This is a genomic window from Parasutterella excrementihominis YIT 11859 (assembly GCF_000205025.1).
Lineage (GTDB): Bacteria > Pseudomonadota > Gammaproteobacteria > Burkholderiales > Burkholderiaceae_F > Parasutterella > Parasutterella excrementihominis.
The window spans coordinates 81723-108444 of sequence record NZ_GL883756.1; the positions used below are offsets into that span (position 1 = coordinate 81723).

Here is a 26722-nt window from a genome sequence, read left to right on the forward strand (position 1 = left end):
ATGATTGCATTGATTCAGCGTGTCTCGGAAGCGTCGATTACTGCCGACGGTGAATTCCGCGGAAGTATCGGTCAGGGCTTAATGGTTTTGGTCTGCGGAGAAAAAAACGATAAGCTCGAGTATGCCGACGCCCTCGCGGAAAAAGTCGTCGGCTATCGAGTTTTTAGCGATGCCGACGGCAAAATGAACCTGAGCCTAAAAACCGTCAACGGAGGAATCCTCGTCGCTTCCCAGTTCACTCTGGCTGCCGATACCAACAGCGGCACGCGCCCGAGCTTTTCTCCGGCGGCCGATCCGGCCCTCGGAGAAGCGCTTTACGTGCGCTTCCTCGAAAAGCTTCGGTCGCTCGGATTTAATCCGGTGACCGGTGTTTTCGGCGCTCATATGCAGATCAGTCTCGTAAACGACGGCCCTGTGACGTTCCGCCTTTGCTACCCCAAGAAGAAAGACTAAAAAAATGATGGATACGATTTTTCGCGTTTGGAGCGATTCTTTTGAAGACGGCAAGCCGATTCCCGAAGGTTTTGCCTTTGCAAAACCCGACCCGATGGGAAAAGAGCATACCTTGCCGGCAGGCAACCGAAATCCTCAGATTGCCTGGTCTAATCCGCCCCTCGGGACAAAGTCTTTAATCGTTATTTGCGAAGACAACGATGTTCCTGCGGATTTCTCCAAGGCCAATGTCGAAGGAGAAACGATTCCGGCGGACGCCCCGAGAACAAGTTTCATTCATTGGGTGTTGGTCGACATCGTGCCGGAAGAGCCGTGCATCGATGCCGCGACGCTCTCTAAGGGAATTTCTCCTCGCGGCAAAAGAGGACCGGCTTGCGCCAACGGCATGCGTCAAGGGCTCAACGACTATACCGAAGCCTTCAAAGACGATCCGAACAACGAGGGGCATTATTACGGATACGACGGTCCTTTCCCCCCGTGGAACGATGAACGCGTACATCGCTACGTCTTTACCGTCTACGCAGTGGATTTCCCGCTGCTGCCTCTCAAAGGCAATTTCAACGGCAGAGATGTCAAAGAAGCCATGAAAGGTCATATCCTCGCATCTGCTTCCACCGTCGGAACTTACACGCTGAATCCGAAGCTGATCAAAAATTCTTAATCGCACAAACTCGAAGGGCCGCTTTTCGCGGCCCTTCGGTTTTTATGGACGGCTTCCTTACGGAACCAAAGCGATTTGCTCCAGACCTTCTGTTTCCGGGAGTCCCATGACAAGATTCATGGCCTGCACTGCTTGACCGGCCGAACCTTTTACTAAGTTGTCCTCAACCACTAGGATCACCAAGAGGTCAGGCTCTTTTCGGTAGAGCGCAATACGGACCATATTGGAGCCGCGTACCATTCTCGTCTCTGGCTGCGAACCTTCCGGCAGGACGTCAACAAACGGTTCTTCTGCATAGGCTTTTTCATAGAGGGCTTGATAATCGATGCCCATGCCCCTTTCTTTCAAGCGCACATAAATCGTGGAAAAGATGCCGCGGATATTCGGCAGCAAGTGAGGAATAAACGTCAGGGGAACAGTCTCACCGGCAAAGAGGCTCAGCTGCTGAACCATCTCCGGCTCATGGCGATGGCCGGCAACGCCGTAGGCTTTGAAATTATCGGAGAACTCGGCGCAGTTCAGACTGATATCGGCTTTGCGTCCGGCACCGCTGATGCCGGATTTGCTGTCCGCAATAATCGAAACATCAAGATTCACGATATCGCCGACTTCTTTGTGAAGCTTGAGCAGCGGCATAAGTCCGAGCTCAATCGTCGTCGGGTAGCAGCCTGCCATACCGAGAACGTCTGCATTCTTCATTTCGTCCCGCATACTTTCCGGCTGACCGTAGACGGCTTTAGCCAAAATCTCGGGGCATTTGTGGCCCATCTTGTACCACTTCTTAAAAACTTCTTTATCTTTCAGGCGGAAATCTGCGGCAAGGTCAATAACTTTGATGCCCTTGGAAGTGAGCTCTTCTGCCATGCTCATCGCTACGCCGTGCGGCGTTGCAAAGAATACGACATCACATTGATCCAGAGGTGCGGAAGCAGGATCTTCAAAAACCAAATCCACGCGTCCTCTAAGTGATGGAAACATTTTGGCGACATGCGTTCCGGCGTCCTTTCGACCCGTGATCGTGACAATTTCCGCATGCGGATGCTGTGCCAGGAGACGAAGTAATTCAATGCCGGTATACCCGGAACCGCCCACAATGCCGACTTTTACTTTTTTCATTTAATTTCCTTAGGTATGAGGTTCTTAAATGTTACTTCTAAAAATGCATTCTTACGCAGATCTGTTGGATTCTGAAACCGGTTCCCCTCATGGATTACTGCTACTTTTATCGAAACTGCAGCTCCAGTCATAAAGATTTTGGAAAAGTCTCCCGTAAATTAAGAGCTGCCTTCCTTTTTTCTGGGCATTCCCATCTTTAATCCAGTCAGAAATAATCAAGCTCACAGACGTTCGGTTTGCAGCAACTACTCTGCTTATCTCCGTTAATGTCAGCGTCACCGGCAGAGGATTCCAGTCTTCGAGTTTCGGCGGATAGTACGCGTTAATTAATGCGTATGAGAAGGACAGGATTCTCTCCGGCAGTTCAAGGGTGGAGTTGGCAATCATCCCTTCCATGTGTGACTCTTCTTTGCTAATTGCATTTCTGACATAGCAAGATAATGTTGCCACTGACTTCATAACCTGTTCTTCCCAAATCTTCCTCTTCAGAATAATGAGAGTTGAGTCCCGCAAAATTTCACCTTTTAAACACATCCTATTTTGTGTCAAAGAAACCAAGTCTCCAAAGGTTCGTTTCGGAACGATGATCGCAAAGTAATTTTTATGTCCCGACTTATCAAGGTACGAAAAAGCTCCGAGCCCTTTTTCTAGATAGCAAACAAGCGCATCTTCTCCTGAATACGGGAGATCGACTCCTGCTTTAACTTTGATTCTTTCTCCATAGGCGGCATAAATTCTGAATAATTCTTCCGGTTCAGGTTCGTGTATCCACGGACTGGAATAGAAAACTTGTCTCATTAAACCCTCCCTTCTTTAAGAAAATTTTAACCAAATTCGTTGTGTAGACAACAGTTGGGTTATCTACCGATATCTAATCGTTGTCTAGGCAACAGAAGGGGATCTATACCAACCGTGTGTCCGGTTCTAATATTTCTCCGTGAGTTCGACAACTTCATCACCCTTAGGAGAAATAAAATGCAAAAAACTCTCATCGCACTTTCCGTCTTTGTTGCTCTTTCCTCGACTTCTTTGGCGGCTGAAATTTCAAAAAACGCAGACGTGGTAGTGGTCGGCGGAGGCGCTGCCGGTCTTCCTGCCGCAGTTCAGGCGGCTGAAAAAGGCGCCAAGGTTATCTTGGTAGGAAAGAATCCGTACTTAGGCGGAGGCGCTAATGCTGCCGAAGGCCTCTTTGGTGTCGAATCTAAATGGCAGCGTGGAAAAAGCATCGGTCTGACTCGAGAAGAGTGCTTCAATTACCTTATGGAACACTCTCACTATAAAGCGGACCCTGCTCTGACGAAAAAATTTGTTTGGGGCTCAGCAGAAAACTTAGATTGGCTTGCTTCTCATGGAATGAAGTTTGAGCCAATCCAGATGACCCCTTATGATGCGCCGACCTGGCACGTGGTCGGAGAGTACAAAGGCCAAGAACATGGCGCCGCTTACATTAAGTTGCTGGCTGATGTTGCAAAAGAAAAAGGCGTTGAAATTTTGGTCGGAACACCCGCCAAAGAGCTGCTTAAGGATGGCAACAAGGTTGTGGGCGTCAAAGCAAAAGATTCCAAGGGAAATGATGTCATTATCCACAGCAAAGCCACGATTATTTCTACCGGAGGATTTGGCAACAGTCCGGAAAAAGTCCAAAAATGGTTAGGTTGGAATCCGGATGTCTTTAAGGCCAGCGTGCCTCTGAACAAGACAGGCGATGGAATTGAAATGGCATGGAGGGCCGGCAGTGAGAAAACACCGATGACTTTGATGCTGCATACCGGTGTAGAAGGAAAAGGCATCTCTTTCCCGGGCGCTATTTACTGCATGTCCTGGCAGCCGTTTAATCTTTGGGTGAATAATGAAGGGGAACGCTTCACAAACGAAGCTAATGCATTTAGTTTCCCGAACGCCGGCAACGCAATCGCCTCGCAGCACGGAAGCACCGCATGGGCAATTTGGGATAACAACTCCATCGATTACGTCCAAAAAGAAGGAATTGATAACGGTATCGGCGTGATCGTGCCGGTTCTCGACAAGCTGCCCAAACTTAAAGAAGAAATCAAAACAGCTCTGGCAGCAGGCAACTCTACTTTCGTAAGTGCAAATAGCCTAGAAGAGTTAGCCCACAAGATGGGTGTTCCTGCTGCAAACCTCGAAAAAACGGTAGCTCAGTACAATAAACTCGCCGAAGATGGAAGGGACACCTTCTTAGGCAAATCTCACCAGTACCTGAGACCGATTTCCGGTACTACTTACTACGCAATTAAACTCTTCCCCTTCAGCTACACCTCTCTGGGCGGCATCAAAATCGACAAAGGTTTCCGTGTTCTCGATAAAAACAATCATCCGATCGATGGTTTATACGCTGCCGGCGTTGATGCAGGAGGCCTCTACGGTGACACTTACCCTGTCTGGACTTCAGGCCATGCTTTCGGGTGGTCCTCCTACTCCGGAAGACATGCTGCGCTCCAAGCTCTACAGGATAAAAAATTAGCTAAGTGAGCAAAGAATGCGCAAATACTTTCTTCTCGTGCCGCTGGTTGCCGCTCTTACTGCTTTTACTCGGCCCGCGTCATCTACAGAGATAACTTTATATGGCGTTGTCGACGGTTATGTCGCTGTTAACATAGCTGGCAGCCAATTAAAGAGCGGCATTCAAAGCGGCGGCGCAAAACCTTCCTTGTGGGGGATAAAAGGAAGTGAGGATTTAGGTAACGGCTGGTCTTCCCATTTCAAATTGGAAGCAGGTTTCCTTCTTGACAATGGTGAAGCCACCCCGGGAGGCGCGGGCGGCGGACTCGCTTGGCACAGAGAGTCCTGGTTGGGAGTAAGCAACGAAAACTTTGGAAGTCTTTCATTCGGCCGACAGTACACGCCCTACTTCTTAACCATGATCATGATCGATCCGACCAACATGTCGCTGGGAGGAGCAATAGAAAACTTTTGTTGGCCTGGGGCTGCAAGCGTTCTAGGAGGTGATCTAAACAAGAATATTGATCTGGCACGAAGAGACAACTCATTTCTTTACAAAACCCCAAGTTTCAAAGGGTTAAGTGCCGAATTGTTTGTTTCCTTAGGAGAACAAGTAAAGGACTCGGGAAAACAAAGCAATTCTCTGGGAAACTCTTACAGCATTGCTCTTGAGTACGCTTCCCATAACGTTATGTTAAGAGGCGTTTACCTGTACGACAAATTAAGCCTGAAAATTCAAGGAGAAGACCACTATCAAACGGTCTTATTTGGAGGTTCCTATGATTTAGGGGTAACCAAGCCTTCGCTGATTTTTCTCAAGAAATTTGCCAAAGGCTCCCCTGAAACTCCCAATCTTTGGGCTGCTCAACTCGGCGCCTCAACTCCGCTCGCCGGAGGAAAGCTCTTTACTACAGCAGCCTACCTGAGGAATCAAACCAACAAAGATGAGAATGCCTGGTCATTTGGACTTCGTTACGACTATCCGCTTAGTAAACGAACGACCATATACGCCGGTTACACGGCTGTAATTAATCAAAAGAAATCTTCCTATGTCGTTGTTCCGGGTGCAGGGAGCTCTCTGCCGTTTTTTGCTGACAAAGCCGGACTCAATGCTCAGCAGATCTTCTCAGGCATAAACATTAGTTTTTAGTTCTTTTCCTAAAATCAGAAGTCTTCAGACTAAGGTCTACCACTTCCTAATTGAGGCAGGCGGGAATAACCGTTCTGCCTTTTTTCTTCAAGTCCCAGCCCTTGGACTTACACGCCGATAAACGACGAAAGGCCGCCGAAGCGACCTTTGTTGAAAACTGCCCGGAGGCAGTTTCCGCAATTCTGTAGCGAATTAACGCTTGGAGAACTGTTTACGACGACGTGCCTTGCGAAGACCGACTTTCTTACGTTCGACTTCACGAGCGTCACGTGTAACAAGACCTGCCTGAGACAGAACAGACTTGAGAGCTGCATCGTAATCGATCAGAGCGCGGGTAATACCGTGACGGATAGCGCCGGCCTGACCGGATTCACCGCCGCCGCGAACATTGACTTTGATGTCGAATGTTTCGACGTTGTCGGTGAGGATGAGCGGCTGACGAACGACCATGCGGCCGGTTTCGCGGTGGATGTACTCATCAAGAGAACGGCCGTTGATTTCGATCTTGCCGGTGCCGCGCTTCATGAAGACGCGAGCAACGGAGCTCTTGCGGCGGCCAGTGCCGTAGTTGTAATTTCCAATCATTTTTTAGATCTCAAGCTGTTTGGGTTGCTGGGCGGAGTGTTTATGGTCGCTGCCGGCATAAACGAAGAGCTTCTTGAACATGGCATAGCCAAGCGGGCCCTTCGGAAGCATGCCTTTAACTGCGATTTCGAGAGCACGGCCGGGATGCTTTTCCTGCATCTTACGGAAAGTGGTCTCATATACGCCGCCGGGGTAGCCGGAGTGACGGAAATACTTCTTGTCTTCAGCTTTAGCACCGGTCATGACGAGCTTGTCAGCGTTGACAACAATGATGTAATCGCCCGTGTCGACGTGCGGTGTGTATTCAGGCTTGTCTTTGCCACGGAGTCTGAGAGCGATTTCAGCGGCAAGGCGGCCGACAACCTTATCGGTTGCATCAACCACGTACCATTCACGCTTCACTTCAAGCGGCTTGGCCGAGAAGGTTTTCATTACTATTCACCTATAAATTTGGCGCATACAAATGCGCCGCAAATTATCTTTAAGCTCGGGCGGATTAATTCCCGAGACGACATTATTTACAACGGACGAGCGATGACGAAAGGACAACGCTCCAACAGAGAGGACAGGATTATACGTAAAAAATCAAGTCAATTCAACTTGATAACACGCAGATAAAGTTTTTTGCAATTTGGCCGAGCAATCTTTGCTCGGCCAATCTTTTTATTCGGAAGCTTCAGCTTCAAAAACGTCTTTGATCTTCAGCAGAAGTTCTTCTGTCTTGGCCTTATTCATCTGGCCGATTCTCAGCCGACGATAAAGAACATCTTCAGGCGTCATAGCAAACTGCGTATCGCGGCAATGCACTGCGTATGCCTTCAGCTGCTCATCCGTCAGGGTACCCTTGAGGATCTCGGCTTCAATTTCATCAGGGTTGAACTCGTTGTCGCGATAGATCGACATATATTTCGTCGGGCACGGACGCTTGTAAATTAAGCCTTGGTCCACCGCCACGGACATCGCGTGCTCGGCCATCTTGCGGTAAGCCGTCCACTTGCCGCCGGTCACCGTAATCATGTTCTTAAATTCTGGAATCACCGAGTGTTCTCTGGAAACAGCTGCGGTCGAGCCGCCGGCATTCGGATTGAACAAAGGACGCAGTCCGGCAAATGAAGCTAGGACGTCCTTGCGCGAGATCGGATAGGCCAGATACTTGCGGGCCGTCTCGAGCATGAATTCGATTTCTTCTTCCGTAGGTTCCGGATTGAAAGAAATGTCCTTTTCTTCTTTGTCCGTCGTTCCGATTTCAAGGACGCCGTGCCAGGGAATGCAGAAAAGAACGCGTCCGTCGGAAGTCTTCGGAATAAACATGCCGGTCTTGCCGCCAAAGTGATCTGTGCTGACAACAATATGAGAGCCTCGGGAAGCACGAATAAACGGCTTCACCTCCGGAGAAACCATGCGACGGATTTCATCGGCCCAGACACCGGCCGCATTAAAGACCATGCGGGTCTTAACGCTGTATTCTTTGCCGCTGAATTTATCCTTGACCTTCACAACGGTAATTTCGCCGCCGCAGCCTCTTTCAAATCCGACGACAGGCACATAGTTCAGCAAAAGTGCTCCGCGGGCTTCCGCCGTTTTCATTAAGGCAATATTGAGACGGGAATCATCGAACTGAGCGTCCCAGAACTGGACGCCGCCCTTTAAGCCGTCGGCTTTGACGCCGGGCAGACGGCGGATGGTCTCGGCCGCGGAAAGGAATTCGGTCTTGCCGACCTCGTAGCCGCCGTAAGCCATGGCGCCGTAAAGGCAGAGACCGGCCATGTAGTATTCGCGCTCGAAGTTTTCGTAGCAGGGAAGAATGAACGGTTCCGGATGAACGATATGCGGTGCATTGCCCAGCAGCAGTTTGCGTTCGATCATCGCCTCGCGAACCAGCTTCCAGTCGCGGGGATTCTTCATATAGCGAACGCCGCCGTGGATCAGTTTGGTGGAACGGCTGGAAGTGCCCTCGGAGAAGTCCTGCGTGTCGAACAACACCGTGGAAAAACCGCGAGCAGCGGCATCAACCGCAATACCGGCGCCGGTCGCACCGCCGCCGATGATGAGCACATCCCAGACTTTGTCCTCTTCCAATTGCTGGAGACGGCTTTCTCGCCCCGGATTAGTCTTTGCGTTGAAGTCCATTCTTACTGCTCCCATCCTTTAGACCGCGCCACTGCCCGGCCCCATTGTGTCGTTAAAAATTCTCGTTGATCCTGCGACATCGTCGGCTCAAATGTCCGCTCGCGCCGCCATAACTTTTCAATTTCTTCCGTGCTCTTCCATACTCCGCAGCCGAGTCCAGCCAGATAAGCCGCACCCAAAGCCGTCGTCTCAACCACTTCTGGACGCACGACCGGAACGCCGGAAATGTCTGCCTGAAACTGCATCATCAGATCATTTTCCGAAGCGCCGCCGTCAACCCGCAGCTCGGTGAGCCGCGCGCCGGCATCGTTCATCATTGCCCGAAGTACGTCATTGCACTGGAATGTTATTGATTCTAATGCAGCCCGAGCAATATGCGCGCGAGTCGTTCCACGAGTCAGACCGATCATTAATCCTCGTGCATGAGGATCCCAATAAGGCGCGCCTAACCCGACAAAAGCCGGAATTAAATAAACGCCTCCGTTGTCCTTGACCTGCCGTGCCAAACTCTCGATTTCAGCGCTCGTGTCAATCAGCCCTACGCCTTCTCTAAGCCACTGGACAACTGCACCGGCCACAAAAACGCTTCCTTCCAAGGCATAACTGGTAGCACCCGGAATCGTCCACCCGATAGTGCTCAGAAGTCGGTTGTCGGATAACTTAGGCGTCGAACCCGTATTCATAAGGAGGAAGCCGCCGGTACCGTAGGTATTTTTCGTCATGCCGGGCTTAAAGCACGCTTGCCCGAACGTCGCTGCCTGCTGATCGCCGGCTGCGCCGCAGATATCGATAGGAGCGCCGAGGATTGCCCGCGCCGTCCTGCCGATGAGACCTGAGCTCGGAACGACGCGAGGCAGCATGGACGCGGGAATGCCGAAGATATCCAGCAGTTCCTCATCCCAGCGGCAGTTGTGAATATTAAATAAGAGCGTGCGCGAAGCATTCGAGACATCCGTCACATGCCCAAGACCGCCTGTCAGGTTCCAGATAAGCCAGCTGTCGACAGTGCCGAACAAAAGCTCTCCGGCTAAAGCCTTCTCTCTTGCACCCTCAACATTGTCTAATATCCAGCGAACCTTGGACGCAGAAAAATACGGGTCTAAACAAAGGCCGGTTTTGTCATGAATTAAAGGCTCAAATCCGCTGTCGTGAAGCCTTTCGCAAAAAGCCGCAGTACGCCTGTCCTGCCAGACAATCGCGCGATAAATCGGCTTTCCGGTCTTCTTGGACCATACGATGGTGGTCTCTCTTTGATTCGTGATGCCTAACGCCCGAAGTCCAGACCCGGACAGCTTAAGATCAGCCAAGGTGCCTAACAAACATTCCTTTTGCTTCTGCCAGATTTCCTCGGCATCCTGCTCGACCCAGCCGTCGTGCGGAAAATACTGAGTCAGAGGTTTTTGACTCGCTGCCAGAGGGCGCCCCTCTGCATTAAAAATAATCGCACGGGCGCTTGTCGTCCCTAAGTCCAGAGAAGCTATTAATTCTGTGGTTCCATACATTCGGGCGAACCTCATTGAATACTTTGATCGGTTTTCCGGCCCCGAAACAGAGAGACGGCCGGATTAGTAATGTCAAACTAACACAACCCGCCGCCCGATGTCCGAATTTTCTTCGCGCTCTTGTAAAAGAATCTGCCGAGATTGATTTCTTTTGTGCCTTATTGAACGAATTCAGTCTAAAAAATGCCGATATCCGTCCTTTTTTGCAGTCTAAAACGCCTTAACAGAGGCGGATGCGAGAATTAGAGAATTAAGCAAGGAGGGGTTTTCTCTTAGTTAAACACCGAATTTTGATTAACTTCGTTTATTTTCCATTGAAATTCGGTGAAAACACAACTTCTTCTATTCTGCTCCAAAATTGGGAATTTAAAAATCCCTAACAATTATTCGAAAAATATGAAACAATTGGGGGTAGAAGTTTTAAAAAGAAAGTGAGGATTATATGAAGCTTCCACTGCAAGTTAGTTTCCACGGTATCGATCGTTCCGAAGCTCTTGAAAATTTAATCGCAAAAGAAGTCGAAGGACTCCACAAATTTGATGCTGATCTGATCAGTTGCCGCGTCGCTGTTGAAAGCGAAGGCCGCCACCAGAACCAGGGCAGAGAATGCAGCGTTCGCGTTTCTCTCAACGCTCCCGGCCACGAATTCATCATGAACACGAAGAACGAAGATGCCCACGCAGCCGTTCGCGCTGCTTTTGACTCTTTGGCCCGTCAAGTCAAAGACAATGCTGCAAAGCGCAGAGGCAATTAATCCTCTTTTCTGCTTGATGCAATCGAAGACTCTTCACTGAGTCCGACACCCGCCCGACAAATGCCGAGGCGGGTTTATTTTTTTGCCTGCCGTTTGCGTTTCTTTTCGTTTCGATTTCAAACATTTCCTCACAACTCGTTGATTTTCTTGAAATCTTGACGAGAGTATAGTTGACGCTACCAAAGTGCCGTCTTTAAAAATCACCTTCGGATTCCACTATAGGCGGCCTACTCCGTTAACTTGGAAGAACATGCAGACTAAGAACAACGCAAAAGAATTTATCTCCGTCCGCGGAGCAAAACAAAACAACTTAAAAAATATCGACGTTTCTTTCGAACACGGCAAATTAACCGTCGTCACCGGCGTCTCCGGCTCGGGTAAATCCTCTTTGGTTTTTGACACCCTTTATGCCGAAGGCCAGCGCCGCTATGTCGAAACCTTCAGCCCCTACGTTCGCCAGTTCATGGACCGTATGGACCGCCCGAAGGTCGACAAAGTCGAGGGCGTGCCGCCCGCTATCGCGATTGACCAGACCAATCCGGTCAGAAACTCTCGCTCGACCGTGGGCACGATGACTGAGATCAACGATCATCTGAAGATGCTCTTTTCTCAGGCTTCTTCACTTTACTGCCGCTGCTGCGGCCGCCCCGTGCGTGAAGAAAGCCCTCAGGACATCTGGGAAGACATCGCCGAGCGCTTAGAAAACGTTTCTCCGGACGCACGCCTAAGCGTGTGCTTCCATGTGCACGTCCCAGCCTCTCTTCCTCCCGAAACGGCCATTGCCGGTTTGGAGGCTCAGGGCTTTACACGCTGCACTGTCGTTTCTCAGGACAAAACAAACGGCTCGGATATTGAGGTCATTGCCGACCGCTTTAAACCGTCGGTTCCCCGCAGCCGCGCCGTTGAAGCTGTCGAAACCGCGCTTCGTCTCGGCAAAGGTTTGATGGAACTCAAAGTCCGCGTTCCCGGATCTGAAGAGGAAGTTTGGAAATTCTCCGCCGCACTCACTTGCCCTGAGTGCGGAATTACCTATGCGCGTCCCCATGATTCGACTTTCAGCTTCAACTCTCCGTTAGGTGCCTGCGACACCTGCCGCGGGTTCGGAAGAATCATCGGCGTGGACTATGGTCTGGTCATTCCCGACGAAAGCCTCTCCATTAAAGAAGGTGCCGTCAAACCCTGGAATACGGAAAGCTACTCCGAATGCAAGGACGACCTCCTGCGTTATGCCGCCGAACGAGGTCTGGATGTCAGCAAGCCTTACCGTGATCTGACTCAGGAAGAAAAGGACTGGGTCTGCTTCGGCGATCCGAAATGGACAAGCTTCCGCTCTAAGAAGTGGTACGGCATTAAGCATTTCTTCGAATGGCTCGAAACGAAAGCCTACAAGATGCACGTCCGTGTCATGCTCTCCCGCTATCGCAGCTATACGGCCTGCCCGGACTGCCACGGCGCTCGTCTCAAACCCGACGCGCTTCTTTGGCGCATCGGCACCAAAGAAAACGCCGATCATGCGTTAGGCTCTCATCAGCGCTGGCGTCCTGCCAATGCTACTTTCTCCGACGCTATTCTTCGCGATCTGCCCGGATTAAATATCCGTGATCTGATGCTGCTTCCGATCGAACGACTCAGAATCTTCTTCGATGAGCTCAAACTTTCTCCGGCACTCGAAGAAGGCTGCGGCATGCTGCTCGACGAAATCCGCTCCCGCCTGCGTTACCTCACGGAAGTCGGCCTCGGTTATCTCAATCTTGACCGTCAGAGCCGCACACTTTCCGGCGGAGAAGTTCAGCGTATTAACCTGACCACCGCACTCGGCACTTCGCTGGTCAACACCTTGTTCGTACTCGACGAGCCTTCTATCGGTCTACATCCTCAGGATATGGATCGCGTGAACTCCGTCATGAAGCGTCTGCGCCGCGCCGGCAATACCTTAGTCGTTGTGGAACACGATCCTCAAGTCATGCTCGCAGCCGACCGCATTATTGATATGGGCCCCGGACCCGGCGCCAACGGCGGCAGAATCGTCTTTGACGGCACGCCCGAAGAGCTCAAAAAGGCACGTACGCTCACGGGTTCCTACCTCCGCGGTGAAAGAACCTTCCCGCATTCCGCCCAAAAACGCATCAACCCGGCCAACCCGGCGCTGGTTCTGCTGGGCGCTTCCGAGCACAACCTCAAAAACTTAGACATCCGCATTCCGCTGCACTCAGTCGTGTGTATTGCCGGCGTCTCGGGTTCCGGCAAGTCCACGCTGGTTCAGGACATCCTGGTACCGGCTCTGATGAAAGCCAAAGGTAAGTCCACGGAAGCCCCGGGCAAATTTGAGAAGCTCCTCGGAACCGAAAACATCAGCGACGTTTCCTTCGTCGATCAGTCTCCGATCGGTAAAACGACACGAAGCACACCGGCACTTTTCATGGGTGCGTTCGAAACCATCCGCCGTCTCTTTGCCGCATCTCCGGAAGCCAAGAAGCGTAAATATGAAGCCGGAACATTCTCCTTTAACTCGGGAACAGGCCGCTGCCCCGCCTGCTCCGGAAGCGGTTTTGAACACATCGAAATGCAGTTCTTGTCCGACGTGTATTTAAGCTGCCCGGAATGCAAAGGCACCCGCTACCGCAATGAGATCCTCGAGGTCAAGCTGTCTCGTAACGGCAAAGAGGCCAACATCGCCGAAGTGCTCGACATGACGATCGCTGAAGCGATTGAGTTCTTCAAAGAGAACAAGGAAATCATGCGTAATCTTGAGCCGCTCGTTAAAGTCGGCTTGGATTATCTCAAGCTCGGCCAGCCGATTCCGACCTTGTCCGGCGGCGAAGCCCAGCGTCTCAAGCTCGCCAAGCACCTCGCTGATGCCCTCAAAGGAGAGAGCAAACACACGCTCTTTATCTTTGACGAACCCACGACCGGCCTGCACTTCGACGACGTATTCAAGCTGATGAAGTCCCTGCAGGAACTCGTTCAGTCCGGCCACTCCGTTCTTTTGGTTGAACACAACCTTGACGTGATTAACGCCTCCGACTGGATTATCGAGCTCGGACCGGAAGGCGGTGAGCGCGGCGGACGCGAACTCTTTGCTGGTACGCCGAAAGACTTCCGCATCAAGGACACACCGACCGGACTGGCTTTAGCTGCTTATAACAAGGCCCTCAAAGAGAAAAATCCGAGCGCTTACTTCACGGACTTCAAGCCGCAGGAAGAACCGAAGGCCCTGTCCTACCCCAAAGATGCCATCACGGTCGTCAATGCGCGTGAGCACAATTTGAAGAACTTGTCTCTCCAGATCCCGCGCAACAAGTTCACCGTCGTCACAGGCGTCTCGGGTTCCGGTAAATCCACCTTGGCCTTTGATTTGATCTTCAACGAAGGTCAGCGCAGATATTTGGAATCGCTCAACGCCTTTGCTCGATCCATGGTGCAGCCCGCAGGCGCGCCGGACGTTGACGCGATTTACGGTATTCCGCCGACGGTTGCGATTGAACAGCGCACCTCTCGAGGAGGCCAGAAATCCACCGTCGCCACAATGACGGAGATTTATCATTTCCTGCGTTTGCTCTATGTGAAGCTCGGCACCCAGTACTGCCCGACCTGCAATGTGCCGGTCATCAAGCAGTCTAAGGATCAGATTTTTGCCTCGATCATGAAGACTTATAAGGGTAAGGAAATTACCTTCCTCGCACCCTTGGTCAAAAACCGTAAAGGCTTCTACAAGGACCTGGCGGTTTGGGCAAGAAACAAAGGCTATGAGCACCTGATTGTGGACGGGGAAAAAGTCTCTACACTCCGCTTCCCTTCCTTGTCTCGTTTCACAGAACACAACATTGATCTGCCTACCGGCACGGTGAAGGTCACGCCGGAGAACGAAGGAGAGATCAAACAGCTCGTCGCTGTCACGCTGGACTTCGGCAAAGGAATTTTGGATATCGAACAAAAGGGCAAAAAACGCACCTTCTCGTCGACCTCCAACTGCCCGAACTGCCAGAAGAGCTTCCCTGAACTTGACCCGCGCTTGTTCTCCTACAACTCCAAGCACGGCTGGTGCCCGACCTGCATGGGCAACGGCTTCAAGCCCTTCCAAAATGCGCTTGCTGTCGACGAGAACACCGGTGAATTGACGGCCGAAGCCATGTCCGAAGAACTGGTCATTTGCCCGGACTGTCACGGTCAGCGACTCAATCTGGTTGCGCTCAACGTCCGTTTCAATGACAAGTCCATCGCGGAAGTAGCTGCGATGACGATTGATCAGGCGGCAGATTATTTCAACACGATTGAGCTCACCGGCCGTCAAGCCGATATCGCTCGTGATGCACTGCAGGAAATCCGCTCTCGTTTGTCGTTCTTAAAAGAAGTCGGACTCTCCTACTTGAATCTCGATCGTTCGGCTCCGACGCTCTCCGGCGGTGAAGCTCAGCGCATCCGCTTAGCTTCTCAACTCGGCACAAACCTTCAGGGTGTCTGCTACGTCTTAGACGAACCGACCATCGGTCTGCATCCGCGTGACAACAAGATTCTGCTGTCTGCGCTCGAACAACTCACCTCCAAAGGCAACTCTTTGCTGGTAGTAGAGCATGATGAGGAAACGATTCGCAGTGCCGACCATGTAATCGATATCGGACCGGGCGCCGGTACTCGCGGCGGTCAGCTGATTGCGCAAGGCTCGGTGGAAGATATTGAAGCATCCGAGAAGTCTTTGACCGGCTACTACCTGAAGCATCCGCTGCAGCATACCTGCAAAGCCAAGCGCCGTACGCTGAAATCCGATCCGATGATTACCGTTCAAGGAGCCAATTCTCACAACCTCAAGGATGTGACCGCTTCTTTCCCGCTCAAACGTCTCACCGTCCTGACAGGCGTCTCGGGCTCCGGCAAGTCGACCTTGGCCCGCGAAGTGTTCTTAAAGAACATGGCTGCCTTGGTTCGCGAGAAAGGTAAGTCCGTTCCGACGCCGGAAGGCTGCAAAGGCATCTCAGGCTGGGAAACCGTTGACCGCATCCTTGAAGTAGACCAAACGCCGATCGGCAAGACTCCGCGTTCGTGCCCGGCCACTTACATCGGTTTCTGGGACGACATACGCAAACTCTTCGCTCAGTCTGAAGAAGCCAAGGCTCGCGGTTATACCGCCTCCCGCTTCTCTTTCAATGTGAAGGGCGGCCGCTGCGAAGCTTGCGAAGGCCAAGGCATTAAAACCTTGGAAATGAGCTTCCTTCCGGATGTGAAGGTTCACTGCGACGTTTGCGACTCGATGCGCTTTAACGAAGAGACCTTAGAAGTGAAGTGGAAAGGCAAGAGCATCGGCGAAGTCCTCAAGATGGAAGTCGACGAAGCCGTTGAGTTCTTCGCCTCGGTCCCGTCTATTCTTCATCCGCTGAAACTGATGCAGGACGTGGGCCTCGGTTACCTGACTCTGGGTCAGCCGTCTCCGACGCTCTCGGGCGGTGAGGCCCAGCGTATCAAGCTCGTCACCGAGCTCTCCAAAGTTAAGGATGACATCCGCAAGGGCGGCCGCAAGCTGCCGGAAACGGTTTACGTTCTTGACGAACCGACCGTCGGACTCCACATGGCTGATGTCGATAAATTGATAAAAGTTTTGCATCGACTTGTGGATGCCGGCAACACGGTGATTGTCATTGAGCACAACCTGGATGTGATCGCAGAAGCCGACTGGATTATCGATATGGGTCCTGAAGGGGGCAGTCAAGGCGGTAAAAATGTCTTTGCCGGCCCACCCCAGCGTTTACTCAGGGCTTCAACCCACACAGCCGAAGCCTTGAAGGAGTTCATGGAAACGGCAAAACTGAAGAAAACTCAATCTGCGTAATCTGATTTCTTCATTCTCCCACTATAGGCGTCCCACAGAGGACGCTTATTTTTTAATTCATATAATTTGTTCATTCATAAGGGTGAGTGAACGCAGTTTTCTCGCTCTAAAGGTGGGAGTTTAAAGTGAGTGATCAGTACGAGAAAGGCGTTTTGAAAGTCCTTCGTTACGTTTATAACCAGATGGAGCGGTGCCGCAATGCAGATTTTGATGCTTTGGGGATTACCTCATCTCAGGCAAGCGTCATGATGTTTCTATTCAAAAACCGTAAACATGAGGTAACCCAGCAAAGCGTTCAGGCCGCGCTGCTGTTGTCTCACCCCACAATTACTGGTTTGATGAAGCGTCTCGAGGCGAAGGGGTTCATTACGCGTAAAAACAGCCCCGCCGATTTTCGCTGCAAATATGTCAAATTAACGAAAAAGGGCTGCGATATTGAACGAGGCCTGAAAACCAATATGAAGCGCATGCAGGACAGAGCGCTCGTAGGTTTAAGTCAGGAGGAACTGGATAACCTTGAAAAGTCGCTTTGCGTCATTGCAGAGAACCTCCGTAAAGAAGAAGATATGCTCGCAGCAGAACGCATTATTCAAGACATCAAAGAACGAACAAAAGAGGAAGAAAAGGAAGAAAAAGACTGATTTTTTCAGTCTCCTGCAACAGTAAAAGCGCCGAATCGGCGCTTTTGCTGTATCTGTTGCTAGGACCTTCGCTCCACGTACCACATGGCAATAATGGCAGCGAGCGTCATCATGACCGAGGGCAGGATCGCCGAAATAATGGACGGCACACTGTCCAACGCGCTCATAAACGCGAAGAGATTGTTCAGCGCGTAGTAGAAGATGCCGATCATAATGCCGCAGAAAATCTTAATGGCCATACCGCCCGCTCGGGCGTTCTGGTATGCAAAAGGCATCGAAAGCAGCAGCATGACTAAGATTGCCAGCGGATAGAAGGCCTTGGACCAGAACGCCGTATCAAAGCGCTTATAAGTCTGTCCGTTTTCCTTCAGATATTCGATGTAGTAATGAAGCTCCTGCAGAGACATGTCTTCGGGCTTAATCATCAGCAGGCCGAAAATGTTGCCGTCTAAGCTCTTGCCCCAGACCATCGACTTCATAACCTTCCGCTCTACCCTCGCCTGGGTCTGTTCTCTGGATTCTTTGGGAAGTGTCGGCACGGTTTCTTCAACCACGTCGTGGAGAACCCAACCTTCCTGCTCGGAATACGTACCGCTCTTAGCCGTCACAATCGACGTCAGATGATCGGGACGATCAAAGACATAGATAACCCAGTCATAGGCAGCCTCGCCCGGACGGAGTCTTTGAACATTTACAAAACTGATTTTCTTCGGCTCGCCCGCTTCATTGCGCTGGACGTCGCGAACCCAAATACCGGAATCAAGCTCTTTGCCGGTAAAAGCTGAGCCGCTGATATCCAGTTTGAATTCTTTTGCCAGTCGCTGAGCCGGAGGCGCAACCAGATTTCCGAGAAGATAAGCGCAGATTACAAGGACGATACCGGGCATCAAAAGCATGCCGCAGAATCGCCACGGTCCGATGCCGGAAACGCGCAGGACCGTAAACTGGCTCGTTGAGGCAAGTCGCGAGAGCGTAAAAATGGAGCCCAGCATCACGGCAATCGGCAGCACTTCATAGCAGCGCGTCGGCAGAATCAGCGCCGTCAGCAGGAACGCTTGTCCCATCGAGTAAGAAGTGCCGATATTGCCGGACTGGCCGATCAAGTCAAAAAAGGCAAACAGAGCAACCAGAGTCAGAAGAACAAACAGGGAGCTCTTCATGATCTGGGCAAAAATCATTCGGGAGACGATTTTCATGGTGTCTCCTTCTTGCGCTTAAACTTCCCTGCTAATGCTCTGAAGGGCTTCTGCAGCCAATAAATGAAAGCATCAAAACGCCCTTGATTTATCGTCATTAGGCGATAGAACAGGAAGGTGGTCAGAACCGCGACCGGAACATTCATGTACAAAGTCGCACCCAATATGCCGACTTTTCCTTGTGTGATCCAAGTCTGGAAAATCGACAGCGCATTCAGGTAAAGGATGAAGATCAGCACGGCTGCTGTCTGTCCGTAATACTTCATGGAGCGCGGATTGTTATAGGAAAGCGGGATAGCAAGCAGTGCCAGATTCAGCGCGACAAGAGGCCAGGATATTCGCCAAAACAGCTCGGAAGCTGCCCGATTGTCTGTTCTCTTTATCAGATCCTCGATCGGCATGGCGTTGAGCTTTTTATTCGCACCGACCTCTGACGGCGAACTATCCATTCTGATTTCGTATTCCCTAAAGTCGGAAACCGATGCTCCGAGACCCGACGGCTTTGTATCGTATTTCCGGCCGTCGTCTAGAACAATGTAACGATCTCCGTTCGGTTTGTTTTCAATATGACCGCGGTCGGAGACGAGCACGGAACGGGAGCCGTCTTTTTTGAGCTCCACCATCAGAAGCGTTTTAACCTTGCCCTTTTCCTGATCGACACCTTCTAAGAAGAAGACCTGACGGCCGCTTTTTGCCTCGATGAATCGGCCAGAAGAAAGTTTGCTGATGTCTTCTTTCTGAGCAAAACGATCACGATAGGCCTGAACCTGAGCTCTTGACCAAGGAGAAACGGCAATCGAACAAGCGGCAACGACAAGAACAACCGGAAGCGCAAAGCGCAGAACCGGACGAATCCAGGAAGTCAGACTCAAACCGCCGGCAGAAAACCAGACGAACATTTCGCTGTCGCGCCAATAACGGTTCAAGGTCATAAAGACCGCTAAAAATAAAGCTAGGGAGATAAGCGCAGGCAGATTAATCAGAGAAGTGTAAGCGACCACTTCCAAGATAGAACCTGTGTCGTAACGGCCGCCTGCGGTTTGGTTCAAAATTCGTACAAGCCCGATAGTAACGACAATCGAGAAGAGCACAGTAAATGCTCCTCCCGCGGTATTAGATAACTCGGATGTGAGTGCTTTACGATAAATCATTCCAGGCTTACACGACGATAACAATCTGCACAGACGCAAATTTGAAACTTTAAGTTTAGCAAGTTTGAAAAACTGTGGATTTCTCTTTTTTACGTCTGTGCCGTCGGCCGCAAAGAAAAATTACAACCTGCCTTCTTCTGCTGCGTGGCAGGCAACTTCCGCAAAGGACCCGTGTGAATCAATCATTTGTCTGAGCGGCATTTCCTTGCGGCAGCGTTCATTGGCAAGCGGACAGCGGGGATGGAACGGACAGCCTGTGGGCGGAGACAGCGGATTAGGCACTTCGCCCGAAATCGGCGTGCGTCTCCGATGCGTCTGACTCAGATCCGGAATGGCGTCCAAAAGCATCCTCGTATAAGGATGTCGAGGTTCGTTAAAGAGCGTTCGCTTATCTGCTAGCTCAACCAGGCGCCCCAAATACATCACGCCGACGCGATCGCTGATGTGGTGCACAACCGAAAGATTGTGAGAAATAAACAAATAAGTTAAGCCTACCTCTCTCTGCAGGTTCTGCATCAAATTCAGCACCTGGGCCTGAACGGAGACATCCAGTGCACTGGTCGGCTCGTCGCAGACGAGAAACTCCGGATGAATGGCGATTGCTCGCGCGATAGAGATTCTCTGTCTCTGACCGCCGGAAAACTGGTGCGGATATTTGTCCTTGTCTTCTTTTGAAAGATTGACAAGATGAAGAACGGAATTCACGCGGTTTTCGATTTCTTTCGGATCTTTAATAACCTTTTGCGCGATGATGGGCTCCGCGACGATCCGTCCGACTTTCCAGCGAGGATTGAGACTCGCATAAGGGTCCTGGAAAATCATCTGAATTTTCCCGCGCACGAGTTTCTCATCTTTTCCTCGAGACGCGTACAAGTCTTTCCCATCGACTTCTACCGTACCTGCTGTCGGTTTGTCCAACCCTACCAGCATTCGTGCGGTGGTCGATTTTCCGCAGCCGGACTCCCCTACCAGGGCTAATGTCTCGCCTCGGCGAATTTCAAAGGAAACTCCGTCCACTGCCTTAAGCAGCGCCCGAGGTTTTCTTTCAACCACTCGTGTGAGCAAGGAAGGCGATACATCAAAGTATTTCTTGAGATCCTGCACCTTGACCAGTACGGACTGAGTGCACTTTACATTATCGTTTCTCATCTTGGCATATCCTCAGGCGCTCTGATGGTGAAGGGTTCCTGCGGGAACTGCATGCGTTTATTCTGACGACCTGCCTTCCAGCAGGCCACTAACTTATTGCCGCATGGCTGAAGGCCGGGGCGCTCACGAATGCAGCGTTCCTCTGCCAGCGGACAGCGGGGATGAAACGCACATCCCGACGGAACTTCGGTCAAATGCGGCATGGCGCCCGGGATCTGGGAGAGCCGATCCTGTTCGTCTCCGATTTTCGGTATCGAACCCATTAAACCGATCGTGTATGGATGCTCTGCGTCGTGAATCATTTCTTCCACAGGACCGATCTCAGCGAGCCGTCCCGCATACATCACGGCAACGCGATCCGCCGTCTCTGCGATGACACCCATATCGTGGGTCACCAAAATAACCGCTGTTCCGTTTTCTTCGCAAAGCTTCTTAAGAAGCTCGATGATCTGGGCCTGCACCGAAACATCCAGCGCCGTCGTGGGTTCGTCGGCAATGATCAGCTTAGGATCTGCGCTAAGCGCTAAAGCGATGACCACACGCTGACGCATGCCTCCCGAGAACTGATGAGGATAGTTGTCCATTCGTTTGTCCGCAGCCGGCACGCCGGTCGCCTCCAACAGACGAATGGCCCTTTCCCTCGCCTCTTTCTCACTCAGATTGGAGTGAATACGGATTGTTTCGATTAATTGATCACCGATCGTAAAAAGTGGATTCAGACTGGTTAACGGATCCTGGAAAATCGCGCCGATACTTTTGCCGCGGATCTTTTCCATTTCATCATCGGACAGGTTGTCGATGCGCTTTCCTTCCAGAAGGATCTCTCCGTGAGTGATATGTGCCGGTTTTCCGAGCAGACCGATGATGGAGTTACCGACCATGGACTTGCCGGCCCCGGACTCCCCGACAACACCTAATATCTCTCCGGTCTTCAAACTAAAAGAGACATCTTCTAAAGCAATCAGAGTTCCCTTTCTTGTCGGAATTTCTACTTTGAGGTTCCGAACCTCTAAAAGCGGCTGATGATTCATAAGAGTTACTGAAGTTTCGGGTTAAGAGCGTCGCGCAGCCAGTCCCCCAGCATATTGACGGACAGCACAAAGAGAATAAGTGCAACGCCGGGGAAAATCGTGATCCACCATTCGCCCGAGAATAAAAACTCATTGCCGATGCGAATCAAGGTACCAAGAGACGGCGTCGTCGGAGGAACTCCGACACCCAGAAACGACAAGGTTGCTTCCGTAATAATCGCCAATGCTACCTGAACCGTGGCAAGCACCAAGACCGGACCTAAGACGTTGGGAAGGATGTGCGTAAACATGATTCGTGTGGGGCTCACGCCGAAAAGCTTAGCCGCCTGAACATAATCACGTTTCTTCTCACTTAACGTCGCACCTCGGACCGTGCGGGCATAGCGCACCCAGCCGGAAAGAGAAATCGCAAAAATAAGCACGCCGTATGCGGCCTGATCATGCATATTCTCGGGAAGAATCACTCGGATAATTCCGTCGATCAGCAGTGCCAGAAGAATCGCCGGGAAGCTCAGCATCACGTCGCAGAAACGCATGATGACCGCATCCGTGATTCCGCCTGCATAGCCGGAAATCAAACCGAGAGAGACACCTAGGGCGACAGAAATGAATACGGAAGACAAGCCGATCTCTAACGAGACCCGAAGGCCGTACAGAATAGCTGAAAGCAGATCTCTTCCCTGATCATCGGTTCCCAGCAGGAACTGCCACTTGCCTCCCTCCATCCAGGCCGGAGGCAAAAAGGCGTCCGACAGATCAAATGCCGTCAGATCAAACGGATCATAGGGCGCAATCCAGCTTGCAAAGAAAGCAGAGAGCAGAAGTCCGGCACAAATTACAAAGCTGATAATCGCAGCCGGAGAATGCAGAAACTTCCACATTAGGTCGCTTTCCAGAAAGCGCCTGAACGCAGACGGCCGTCCGCTGTTTTTACTCAGCACTATTGCCTCCGCCGTTTAATTTTTGAAGTCGTTTTTCGGCCGTTGCCGCCAGCACGCTTGCAGCCAGCGGCAGGATCTCATCATTGAAATCAAAGTACGGATTGTGTGCCGACGCGCCGCCCTGACCGATGCGAATATAGGCGCCAGGGACTTTTTCCAACATAAAGGCAAAATCCTCTCCGCCCGCCATTCTCGGATAGTTGCGGTCAACGTTTTCTTCACCGACAAAACCGGCAGCTACATCAGCCATGAAGGCTGCCTGCTCAGGCGTGTTGATGCAGGGCGGATAAAAACGTCCGTAATCGGTTTCGGCTGTGCAGCCTAGGCCCACAGCAATAGAGGCACTAATCTCACCGATTCTTTTCTCTACTAAATCCCTGACTTCGGGAGAGAAGGTTCGAGCAGTGCCGACGATTTGACAAGAGTCCGGGCACACGCTCTGCGCACGCGGATCGCCTGCTTGAAGAGAACAGCACGAAACTACCGCTGTCTCCAAGGGATCCACTTCTCTAGACACAATTGTTTGGAGTGCCAAGATAATGTGTGCTGCTGCAATCACAGGATCGTGGTTCAAGTTCGGTCGAGAAGCATGGCCGCCCTTGCCCTTTACGACGATCGTAAATGCGTCGGCAGCCGCCTGCATTGCTCCGTAGTTCAACGCAATTCGTCCCGGTTCAATCGCGGATGAATTATGGAAGGCATAAATTTCCTGCATCGGAAAGCGTTCGAAAAGTCCGTCTTCCATCATGTGCTTAGCGCCGGACCAGCCCTCTTCACCCGGTTGGAAAACCAAAACCACTTTACCTCCGAAATTTCTCTCAGAAGCAAGTTTCTTGGCGGCGCCCAAAAGTGCTGCCGCATGACCGTCGTGACCGCAGGCATGCATTGCGCCTTCGACTTGAGAAACGTGGTCATGGTTGGACAATTCTTTTAAAGGCAGCGCGTCGATATCCGCCCTCAGGCCGACTGAAGCTTCTCCCGGAAGTTTTCCGTAAATGACACCCACGACACCGTCTCCACCGACGCCTTCGTGAACTTCATCAACGCCGTAATCCTTTAGTAAGTCAGCAATGATGCGTGAGGTTCTCGGTGTCACCAAGCCGATTTCAGGATGGACGTGAAAATCCTGACGAATTCGGCGCAGTTCTTCTTTGGTTTCTCCGAGGAAAAAGGGATCTGAATATTTATCCAAATTAACGCTGTTCATTTTTTCTATTCCTTGTTTGCTGCGTCTGATTTCAGCCTCGGATCTACTGCCAAGTAGAGCAAATCAACAATGAGGTTAATGACGACAAAAATAAGAGAGATTAGACAGAGGTAGGCTGCCATGACCGGGATGTCTGCAAACTGAACCGCCTGTATAAACAGCAGGCCCATGCCCGGCCACTGGAAAACGGTTTCGGTCACGATCGAAAAGGCGATAATGCCGCCGATCTGGAGTCCTGTGATCGTAATCACCGGCAGCAGCGTATTTTTCAACGCATGTCTAAAAAAGATTTTTCGTTTTGGAACTCCTCTGGCACGCGCAAAGCGAATGTAGTCCGTGCGCATGACCTCAAGCATTTCACTGCGTACCAAGCGCATCACCAGAGCAATTTGAAAGATCGCCAAAGTCACCGCGGGGAGGATGATATGTTTCAGACCATCTCCGGTGAGCAGGCCGGTTGTCCACCAGCCAAATGCAACCGTCTCTCCTCTTCCGTAGGACGGAAGCCATCCCAGCCAAACCGAAAACACGAGGATCAGCAAAATACCGATAAAAAATGTCGGAAGAGAAATTCCAACGAGCGATAAACCCATCAGCCAGCTTGCCCAAATCGAATTTCTCTTCAGAGCCACAAAGACTCCCAACGGAATTCCGATGAGCGTAGCTACCATTGCAGAGAAAAATGCAAGCTCGAGCGTCGCCGGCATTTTTTCTTTAAACAAGTCAACCACGGGCGCACCTTGGCGCAGTGACATGCCAAAGTCACCGTGGAGAGTATTTGCGATAAACGCTCCGAACTGTTTCCAGATCGGCTGATCAAGCCCTAGCTCATGCGTCAGCGCAAGACGGTCAGCCTCGGTGGCTTCCTGACCCAGCATTTGGGTCACGGGATCGCCTACAAATTGGAACAACAGAAAAGCAATCAAGGTCACGATAAGCATGACCAATATTGCCTGGAGCAGACGTTTTATAACAAACGAGAACATCTGTCGGCATCCTTTCGGGAGTCGATAGGCCGGAAAAGTCATTCCCGGCCAAAAAAGAGAATTACTTCACCACGACTTTATCAAGCTCCAAGCGGTCGTCAGCACGCAGAGGAGCATCTATATTTTTCTTCAAAGCCCAGTTGATAACTTGTGTGTGAAGCGGAAGAACATAGATATTCTTATTGACGCGAAGAAGAGCTTGTTCGATCAACTCATTACGCTTATCAAAGTTTTCTTCTTCTTTGATTTTTTCAATTAAAGCGTCAAGCTCCGGATCCGAAACTCGTCCGATGTTGGACAGGCCGTTGCCTTTTTTAACATCGACAGTTTCCACTAAAGACTGCAGCGGGAACAGAGCGTCCTGAGTGGAGGCACCCCAACCGACCATGCCGACGGAAGAGTCATAACGCAGAACTTTCGGAAAATAGTTCGCACGGGGAATCGCATTAACCTTTACCTTCACGCCGATCTTTGCCCACATGCCGGCCAGCGCTTTACCGATGGCCTCGTCGTTGATATAGCGGTTATTCGGGCAATCGAGCGTAAATTCAAAACCGTTGGGATAACCGGCCTCTGCCAGAAGCTTTTTAGCCGCCTGCGGATCGTAAGGAAGACGGTCGGCCGCTTTGGCGCTCCAGCCGTTTGTCTCGGAGGAAACAATCGTTCCGTTCGGGATCGAGAAACCTCTCATCACGGCGCGCTGAAGTGTTTTGATATCAATAGCCTGATAGAGGGCCTGACGAACGCGGATATCCTTGAACGGGTTCTTGTCGGTTTTCTTACCGTCGACAAAAACGTAAGGAGATTCGTCACGCATTTGGTCCAGAGAAATCATGAGCACGCGGAGCTCGGGTCCGGACTGAAGTTTGACCTTCGAATTGTTTTTCAGGCGCTGGATATCTTGAGTTGCGGGATCAGGGACAAAGTCCACCTCTCCGGACAATAAAGCTGCCATACGGGTCGCCGCAGATTTAATCGGAGTGTAGATGCCTTCTGTGACATTTCCGACTTTGTTGGCTTTATTCCACCAATCAGGATTTTCAACAAAAACTGTTTTGATATCAACTTCACGAGACTGAAGTTTGAAAGGACCGGTGCCGTTCGCATGTTTTGCTGCATAGGCTTCTTCTTTGGCAACAAAATTCTGCGGTGCAGTTGCTCCGTGCTTTTCAGCCCAGGCTTTATTCAAAATTCTGAGATAGGCAAGCTGATTGAGAAGGACAGGAGAATGATTAATCGTTTTGATCAGAACATCGCCGTTCGGAAGCGCTTCGGCGCCCAAAATGCCGGCCGTAAATGTTTTGAACTGAGAAATCGGATGGAGGGCTCGATTGATCGAGAAAGCCACGTCTTCGGCTGTCAGAGTCTCTCCTTCATGAAATTTCACGCCTTTGCGCAGCTTGAAAACGAAACCTTCGGGGACTGAGGTCCAGCTTTCCGCAAGAGACGGCGTCACTTTACCTTTGTTGAGATTAACTAATGCTTCGTAAACGTAAGAATTGGCGGTATTGTTGAATGCTTCATTCTGAGCGTGGGGATCAAAAGTTAATATGTCCCCTTGGCTGGCCCATTTGAAAGTAGCGGCGTAAGCACCGGAAGAAATGCCGATCCCCATTGCGGCACAAGTCATTGCAATTGCTACGAGTCGTCTCATGGTAAATCTCCTATGAAAAGTAGAGAACAATAGAAAATTTATATCATGAGGCAGGTGCAAAAACCACTTTAGAGAAATAAATTTAAGGGTATTTTCCCGCGCTGGAAAAAACAAAACCTCTTGAACGGTTA

General features: G+C 51.0%; 21 protein-coding genes. 7 read left to right on the forward strand and 14 right to left on the reverse strand.

Annotated elements, in window-relative coordinates:
- Together dtd and HMPREF9439_RS10985 are read left to right on the forward strand one after the other, a co-directional pair.
- Window positions 1-453: a D-aminoacyl-tRNA deacylase gene (dtd, locus tag HMPREF9439_RS10980; protein WP_008864913.1), complete on the forward strand. Its 453-nt coding sequence runs from the start codon at window positions 1-3 to the stop codon at window positions 451-453.
- A gap of 4 nt (window positions 454-457) precedes the next feature.
- Window positions 458-1114 carry a YbhB/YbcL family Raf kinase inhibitor-like protein gene (locus tag HMPREF9439_RS10985; RefSeq protein WP_008864914.1) on the forward strand — a complete coding sequence of 219 codons (657 nt, stop codon included), beginning with the start codon at window positions 458-460 and terminating at the stop codon, window positions 1112-1114.
- 57 nt (window positions 1115-1171) lie between these two features.
- Here HMPREF9439_RS10985 and argC read toward each other — a convergent pair whose 3' ends face one another.
- Together argC and HMPREF9439_RS10995 are read right to left on the reverse strand one after the other, a co-directional pair.
- Entirely contained in the window at window positions 1172-2230 is a 1059-nt protein-coding gene (gene argC, locus HMPREF9439_RS10990) for an N-acetyl-gamma-glutamyl-phosphate reductase (protein ID WP_008864915.1), read from the reverse strand.
- A gap of 87 nt (window positions 2231-2317) precedes the next feature.
- Window positions 2318-3028, reverse strand: a complete 711-nt coding sequence (locus HMPREF9439_RS10995) for a Crp/Fnr family transcriptional regulator (protein ID WP_008864916.1) — start codon at window positions 3026-3028, stop codon at window positions 2318-2320.
- A gap of 177 nt (window positions 3029-3205) precedes the next feature.
- Between HMPREF9439_RS10995 and HMPREF9439_RS11000 the strand changes: the two genes are divergently transcribed.
- The gene (locus HMPREF9439_RS11000; RefSeq protein WP_008864917.1) at window positions 3206-4723 is read left to right on the forward strand and encodes an FAD-dependent oxidoreductase; all 1518 of its coding nucleotides are present in this window, start codon (window positions 3206-3208) and stop codon (window positions 4721-4723) included.
- 7 nt (window positions 4724-4730) lie between these two features.
- Entirely contained in the window at window positions 4731-5843 is a 1113-nt protein-coding gene (locus tag HMPREF9439_RS11005) for a porin (RefSeq protein WP_008864918.1), read from the forward strand.
- A 192-nt stretch (window positions 5844-6035) separates the two neighbouring features.
- Here HMPREF9439_RS11005 and rpsI read toward each other — a convergent pair whose 3' ends face one another.
- The 4 genes from rpsI to glpK form a co-directional block, all read right to left on the reverse strand.
- A complete protein-coding gene (gene rpsI, locus HMPREF9439_RS11010) occupies window positions 6036-6428 on the reverse strand; it encodes a 30S ribosomal protein S9 (protein ID WP_008812239.1) in 393 nt (130 codons plus the stop codon).
- A gap of 3 nt (window positions 6429-6431) precedes the next feature.
- Entirely contained in the window at window positions 6432-6860 is a 429-nt protein-coding gene (gene rplM / locus HMPREF9439_RS11015; RefSeq protein WP_008812240.1) for a 50S ribosomal protein L13, read from the reverse strand.
- Window positions 6861-7091: 231 nt separating this feature from the next.
- A complete protein-coding gene (locus tag HMPREF9439_RS11020) occupies window positions 7092-8558 on the reverse strand; it encodes a glycerol-3-phosphate dehydrogenase/oxidase (RefSeq protein WP_040603627.1) in 1467 nt (488 codons plus the stop codon).
- A gap of 2 nt (window positions 8559-8560) precedes the next feature.
- A complete protein-coding gene (gene glpK, locus HMPREF9439_RS11025; RefSeq protein ID WP_008864920.1) occupies window positions 8561-10075 on the reverse strand; it encodes a glycerol kinase GlpK in 1515 nt (504 codons plus the stop codon).
- Window positions 10076-10502: 427 nt separating this feature from the next.
- Here glpK and HMPREF9439_RS11035 point away from each other — a divergent pair, with 427 nt between their 5' ends.
- From HMPREF9439_RS11035 to HMPREF9439_RS11045, 3 genes are all read left to right on the forward strand, one after another.
- On the forward strand, window positions 10503-10814 hold the full coding sequence (locus HMPREF9439_RS11035) for an HPF/RaiA family ribosome-associated protein (RefSeq protein WP_008812244.1): 312 nt from the start codon (window positions 10503-10505) through the stop codon (window positions 10812-10814).
- Between the two features lie 250 nt (window positions 10815-11064).
- Window positions 11065-16635: an excinuclease ABC subunit UvrA gene (uvrA, locus tag HMPREF9439_RS11040; RefSeq protein WP_008864921.1), complete on the forward strand. Its 5571-nt coding sequence runs from the start codon at window positions 11065-11067 to the stop codon at window positions 16633-16635.
- A 125-nt stretch (window positions 16636-16760) separates the two neighbouring features.
- Window positions 16761-17276, forward strand: coding sequence for a MarR family winged helix-turn-helix transcriptional regulator (locus HMPREF9439_RS11045; protein WP_008864922.1), 516 nt, complete (start codon window positions 16761-16763; stop codon window positions 17274-17276).
- A 59-nt stretch (window positions 17277-17335) separates the two neighbouring features.
- On the opposite strand, the gene lptG is transcribed toward HMPREF9439_RS11045, so the two are convergent.
- From lptG to HMPREF9439_RS11085, 8 genes are all read right to left on the reverse strand, one after another.
- Complete coding sequence (gene lptG / locus HMPREF9439_RS11050; RefSeq protein WP_008864923.1) at window positions 17336-18472, reverse strand: LPS export ABC transporter permease LptG; 1137 nt, start codon at window positions 18470-18472, stop codon at window positions 17336-17338.
- Entirely contained in the window at window positions 18469-19623 is a 1155-nt protein-coding gene (lptF, locus tag HMPREF9439_RS11055; RefSeq protein WP_008864924.1) for an LPS export ABC transporter permease LptF, read from the reverse strand. Before lptF ends, lptG begins: the two co-directional genes overlap by 4 nt.
- A 120-nt stretch (window positions 19624-19743) precedes the next feature.
- Entirely contained in the window at window positions 19744-20772 is a 1029-nt protein-coding gene (locus tag HMPREF9439_RS11060; RefSeq protein ID WP_008864925.1) for an ABC transporter ATP-binding protein, read from the reverse strand.
- Window positions 20769-21803, reverse strand: a complete 1035-nt coding sequence (locus tag HMPREF9439_RS11065) for an ABC transporter ATP-binding protein (RefSeq protein WP_008812250.1) — start codon at window positions 21801-21803, stop codon at window positions 20769-20771. The genes HMPREF9439_RS11060 and HMPREF9439_RS11065 overlap by 4 nt, the downstream gene beginning before the upstream one ends.
- Before the next feature lie 5 nt (window positions 21804-21808).
- Entirely contained in the window at window positions 21809-22684 is an 876-nt protein-coding gene (locus tag HMPREF9439_RS11070; protein ID WP_008864926.1) for an ABC transporter permease, read from the reverse strand.
- A 49-nt stretch (window positions 22685-22733) separates the two neighbouring features.
- Window positions 22734-23951, reverse strand: a complete 1218-nt coding sequence (locus HMPREF9439_RS11075; RefSeq protein ID WP_008812252.1) for an amidohydrolase — start codon at window positions 23949-23951, stop codon at window positions 22734-22736.
- Window positions 23952-23956: 5 nt separating this feature from the next.
- The gene (locus tag HMPREF9439_RS11080) at window positions 23957-24937 is read right to left on the reverse strand and encodes an ABC transporter permease (RefSeq protein WP_008812253.1); all 981 of its coding nucleotides are present in this window, start codon (window positions 24935-24937) and stop codon (window positions 23957-23959) included.
- Between the two features lie 61 nt (window positions 24938-24998).
- Complete coding sequence (locus tag HMPREF9439_RS11085) at window positions 24999-26591, reverse strand: ABC transporter substrate-binding protein (protein WP_040603628.1); 1593 nt, start codon at window positions 26589-26591, stop codon at window positions 24999-25001.
- Window positions 26592-26722: the final 131 nt, after the last annotated feature.

What these genes read in the sequence shown, in the direction of transcription:
- dtd (WP_008864913.1), top strand. Translation starts at nt 1, where the DNA reads ATGATTGCATTGATTCAGCGTGTCTCGGAAGCGTCGATTACTGCCGAC.
- HMPREF9439_RS10985 (WP_008864914.1), top strand. Translation starts at nt 458, where the DNA reads ATGATGGATACGATTTTTCGCGTTTGGAGCGATTCTTTTGAAGACGGC.
- argC (WP_008864915.1), bottom strand. Translation starts at nt 2,230, where the DNA reads ATGAAAAAAGTAAAAGTCGGCATTGTGGGCGGTTCCGGGTATACCGGC.
- HMPREF9439_RS10995 (WP_008864916.1), bottom strand. Translation starts at nt 3,028, where the DNA reads ATGAGACAAGTTTTCTATTCCAGTCCGTGGATACACGAACCTGAACCG.
- HMPREF9439_RS11000 (WP_008864917.1), top strand. Translation starts at nt 3,206, where the DNA reads ATGCAAAAAACTCTCATCGCACTTTCCGTCTTTGTTGCTCTTTCCTCG.
- HMPREF9439_RS11005 (WP_008864918.1), top strand. Translation starts at nt 4,731, where the DNA reads ATGCGCAAATACTTTCTTCTCGTGCCGCTGGTTGCCGCTCTTACTGCT.
- rpsI (WP_008812239.1), bottom strand. Translation starts at nt 6,428, where the DNA reads ATGATTGGAAATTACAACTACGGCACTGGCCGCCGCAAGAGCTCCGTT.
- rplM (WP_008812240.1), bottom strand. Translation starts at nt 6,860, where the DNA reads ATGAAAACCTTCTCGGCCAAGCCGCTTGAAGTGAAGCGTGAATGGTAC.
- HMPREF9439_RS11020 (WP_040603627.1), bottom strand. Translation starts at nt 8,558, where the DNA reads ATGGACTTCAACGCAAAGACTAATCCGGGGCGAGAAAGCCGTCTCCAG.
- glpK (WP_008864920.1), bottom strand. Translation starts at nt 10,075, where the DNA reads ATGAGGTTCGCCCGAATGTATGGAACCACAGAATTAATAGCTTCTCTG.
- HMPREF9439_RS11035 (WP_008812244.1), top strand. Translation starts at nt 10,503, where the DNA reads ATGAAGCTTCCACTGCAAGTTAGTTTCCACGGTATCGATCGTTCCGAA.
- uvrA (WP_008864921.1), top strand. Translation starts at nt 11,065, where the DNA reads ATGCAGACTAAGAACAACGCAAAAGAATTTATCTCCGTCCGCGGAGCA.
- lptG (WP_008864923.1), bottom strand. Translation starts at nt 18,472, where the DNA reads ATGAAAATCGTCTCCCGAATGATTTTTGCCCAGATCATGAAGAGCTCC.
- lptF (WP_008864924.1), bottom strand. Translation starts at nt 19,623, where the DNA reads ATGATTTATCGTAAAGCACTCACATCCGAGTTATCTAATACCGCGGGA.
- HMPREF9439_RS11060 (WP_008864925.1), bottom strand. Translation starts at nt 20,772, where the DNA reads ATGAGAAACGATAATGTAAAGTGCACTCAGTCCGTACTGGTCAAGGTG.
- HMPREF9439_RS11065 (WP_008812250.1), bottom strand. Translation starts at nt 21,803, where the DNA reads ATGAATCATCAGCCGCTTTTAGAGGTTCGGAACCTCAAAGTAGAAATT.
- HMPREF9439_RS11070 (WP_008864926.1), bottom strand. Translation starts at nt 22,684, where the DNA reads ATGTGGAAGTTTCTGCATTCTCCGGCTGCGATTATCAGCTTTGTAATT.
- HMPREF9439_RS11075 (WP_008812252.1), bottom strand. Translation starts at nt 23,951, where the DNA reads ATGAACAGCGTTAATTTGGATAAATATTCAGATCCCTTTTTCCTCGGA.
- HMPREF9439_RS11080 (WP_008812253.1), bottom strand. Translation starts at nt 24,937, where the DNA reads ATGTTCTCGTTTGTTATAAAACGTCTGCTCCAGGCAATATTGGTCATG.
- HMPREF9439_RS11085 (WP_040603628.1), bottom strand. Translation starts at nt 26,591, where the DNA reads ATGAGACGACTCGTAGCAATTGCAATGACTTGTGCCGCAATGGGGATC.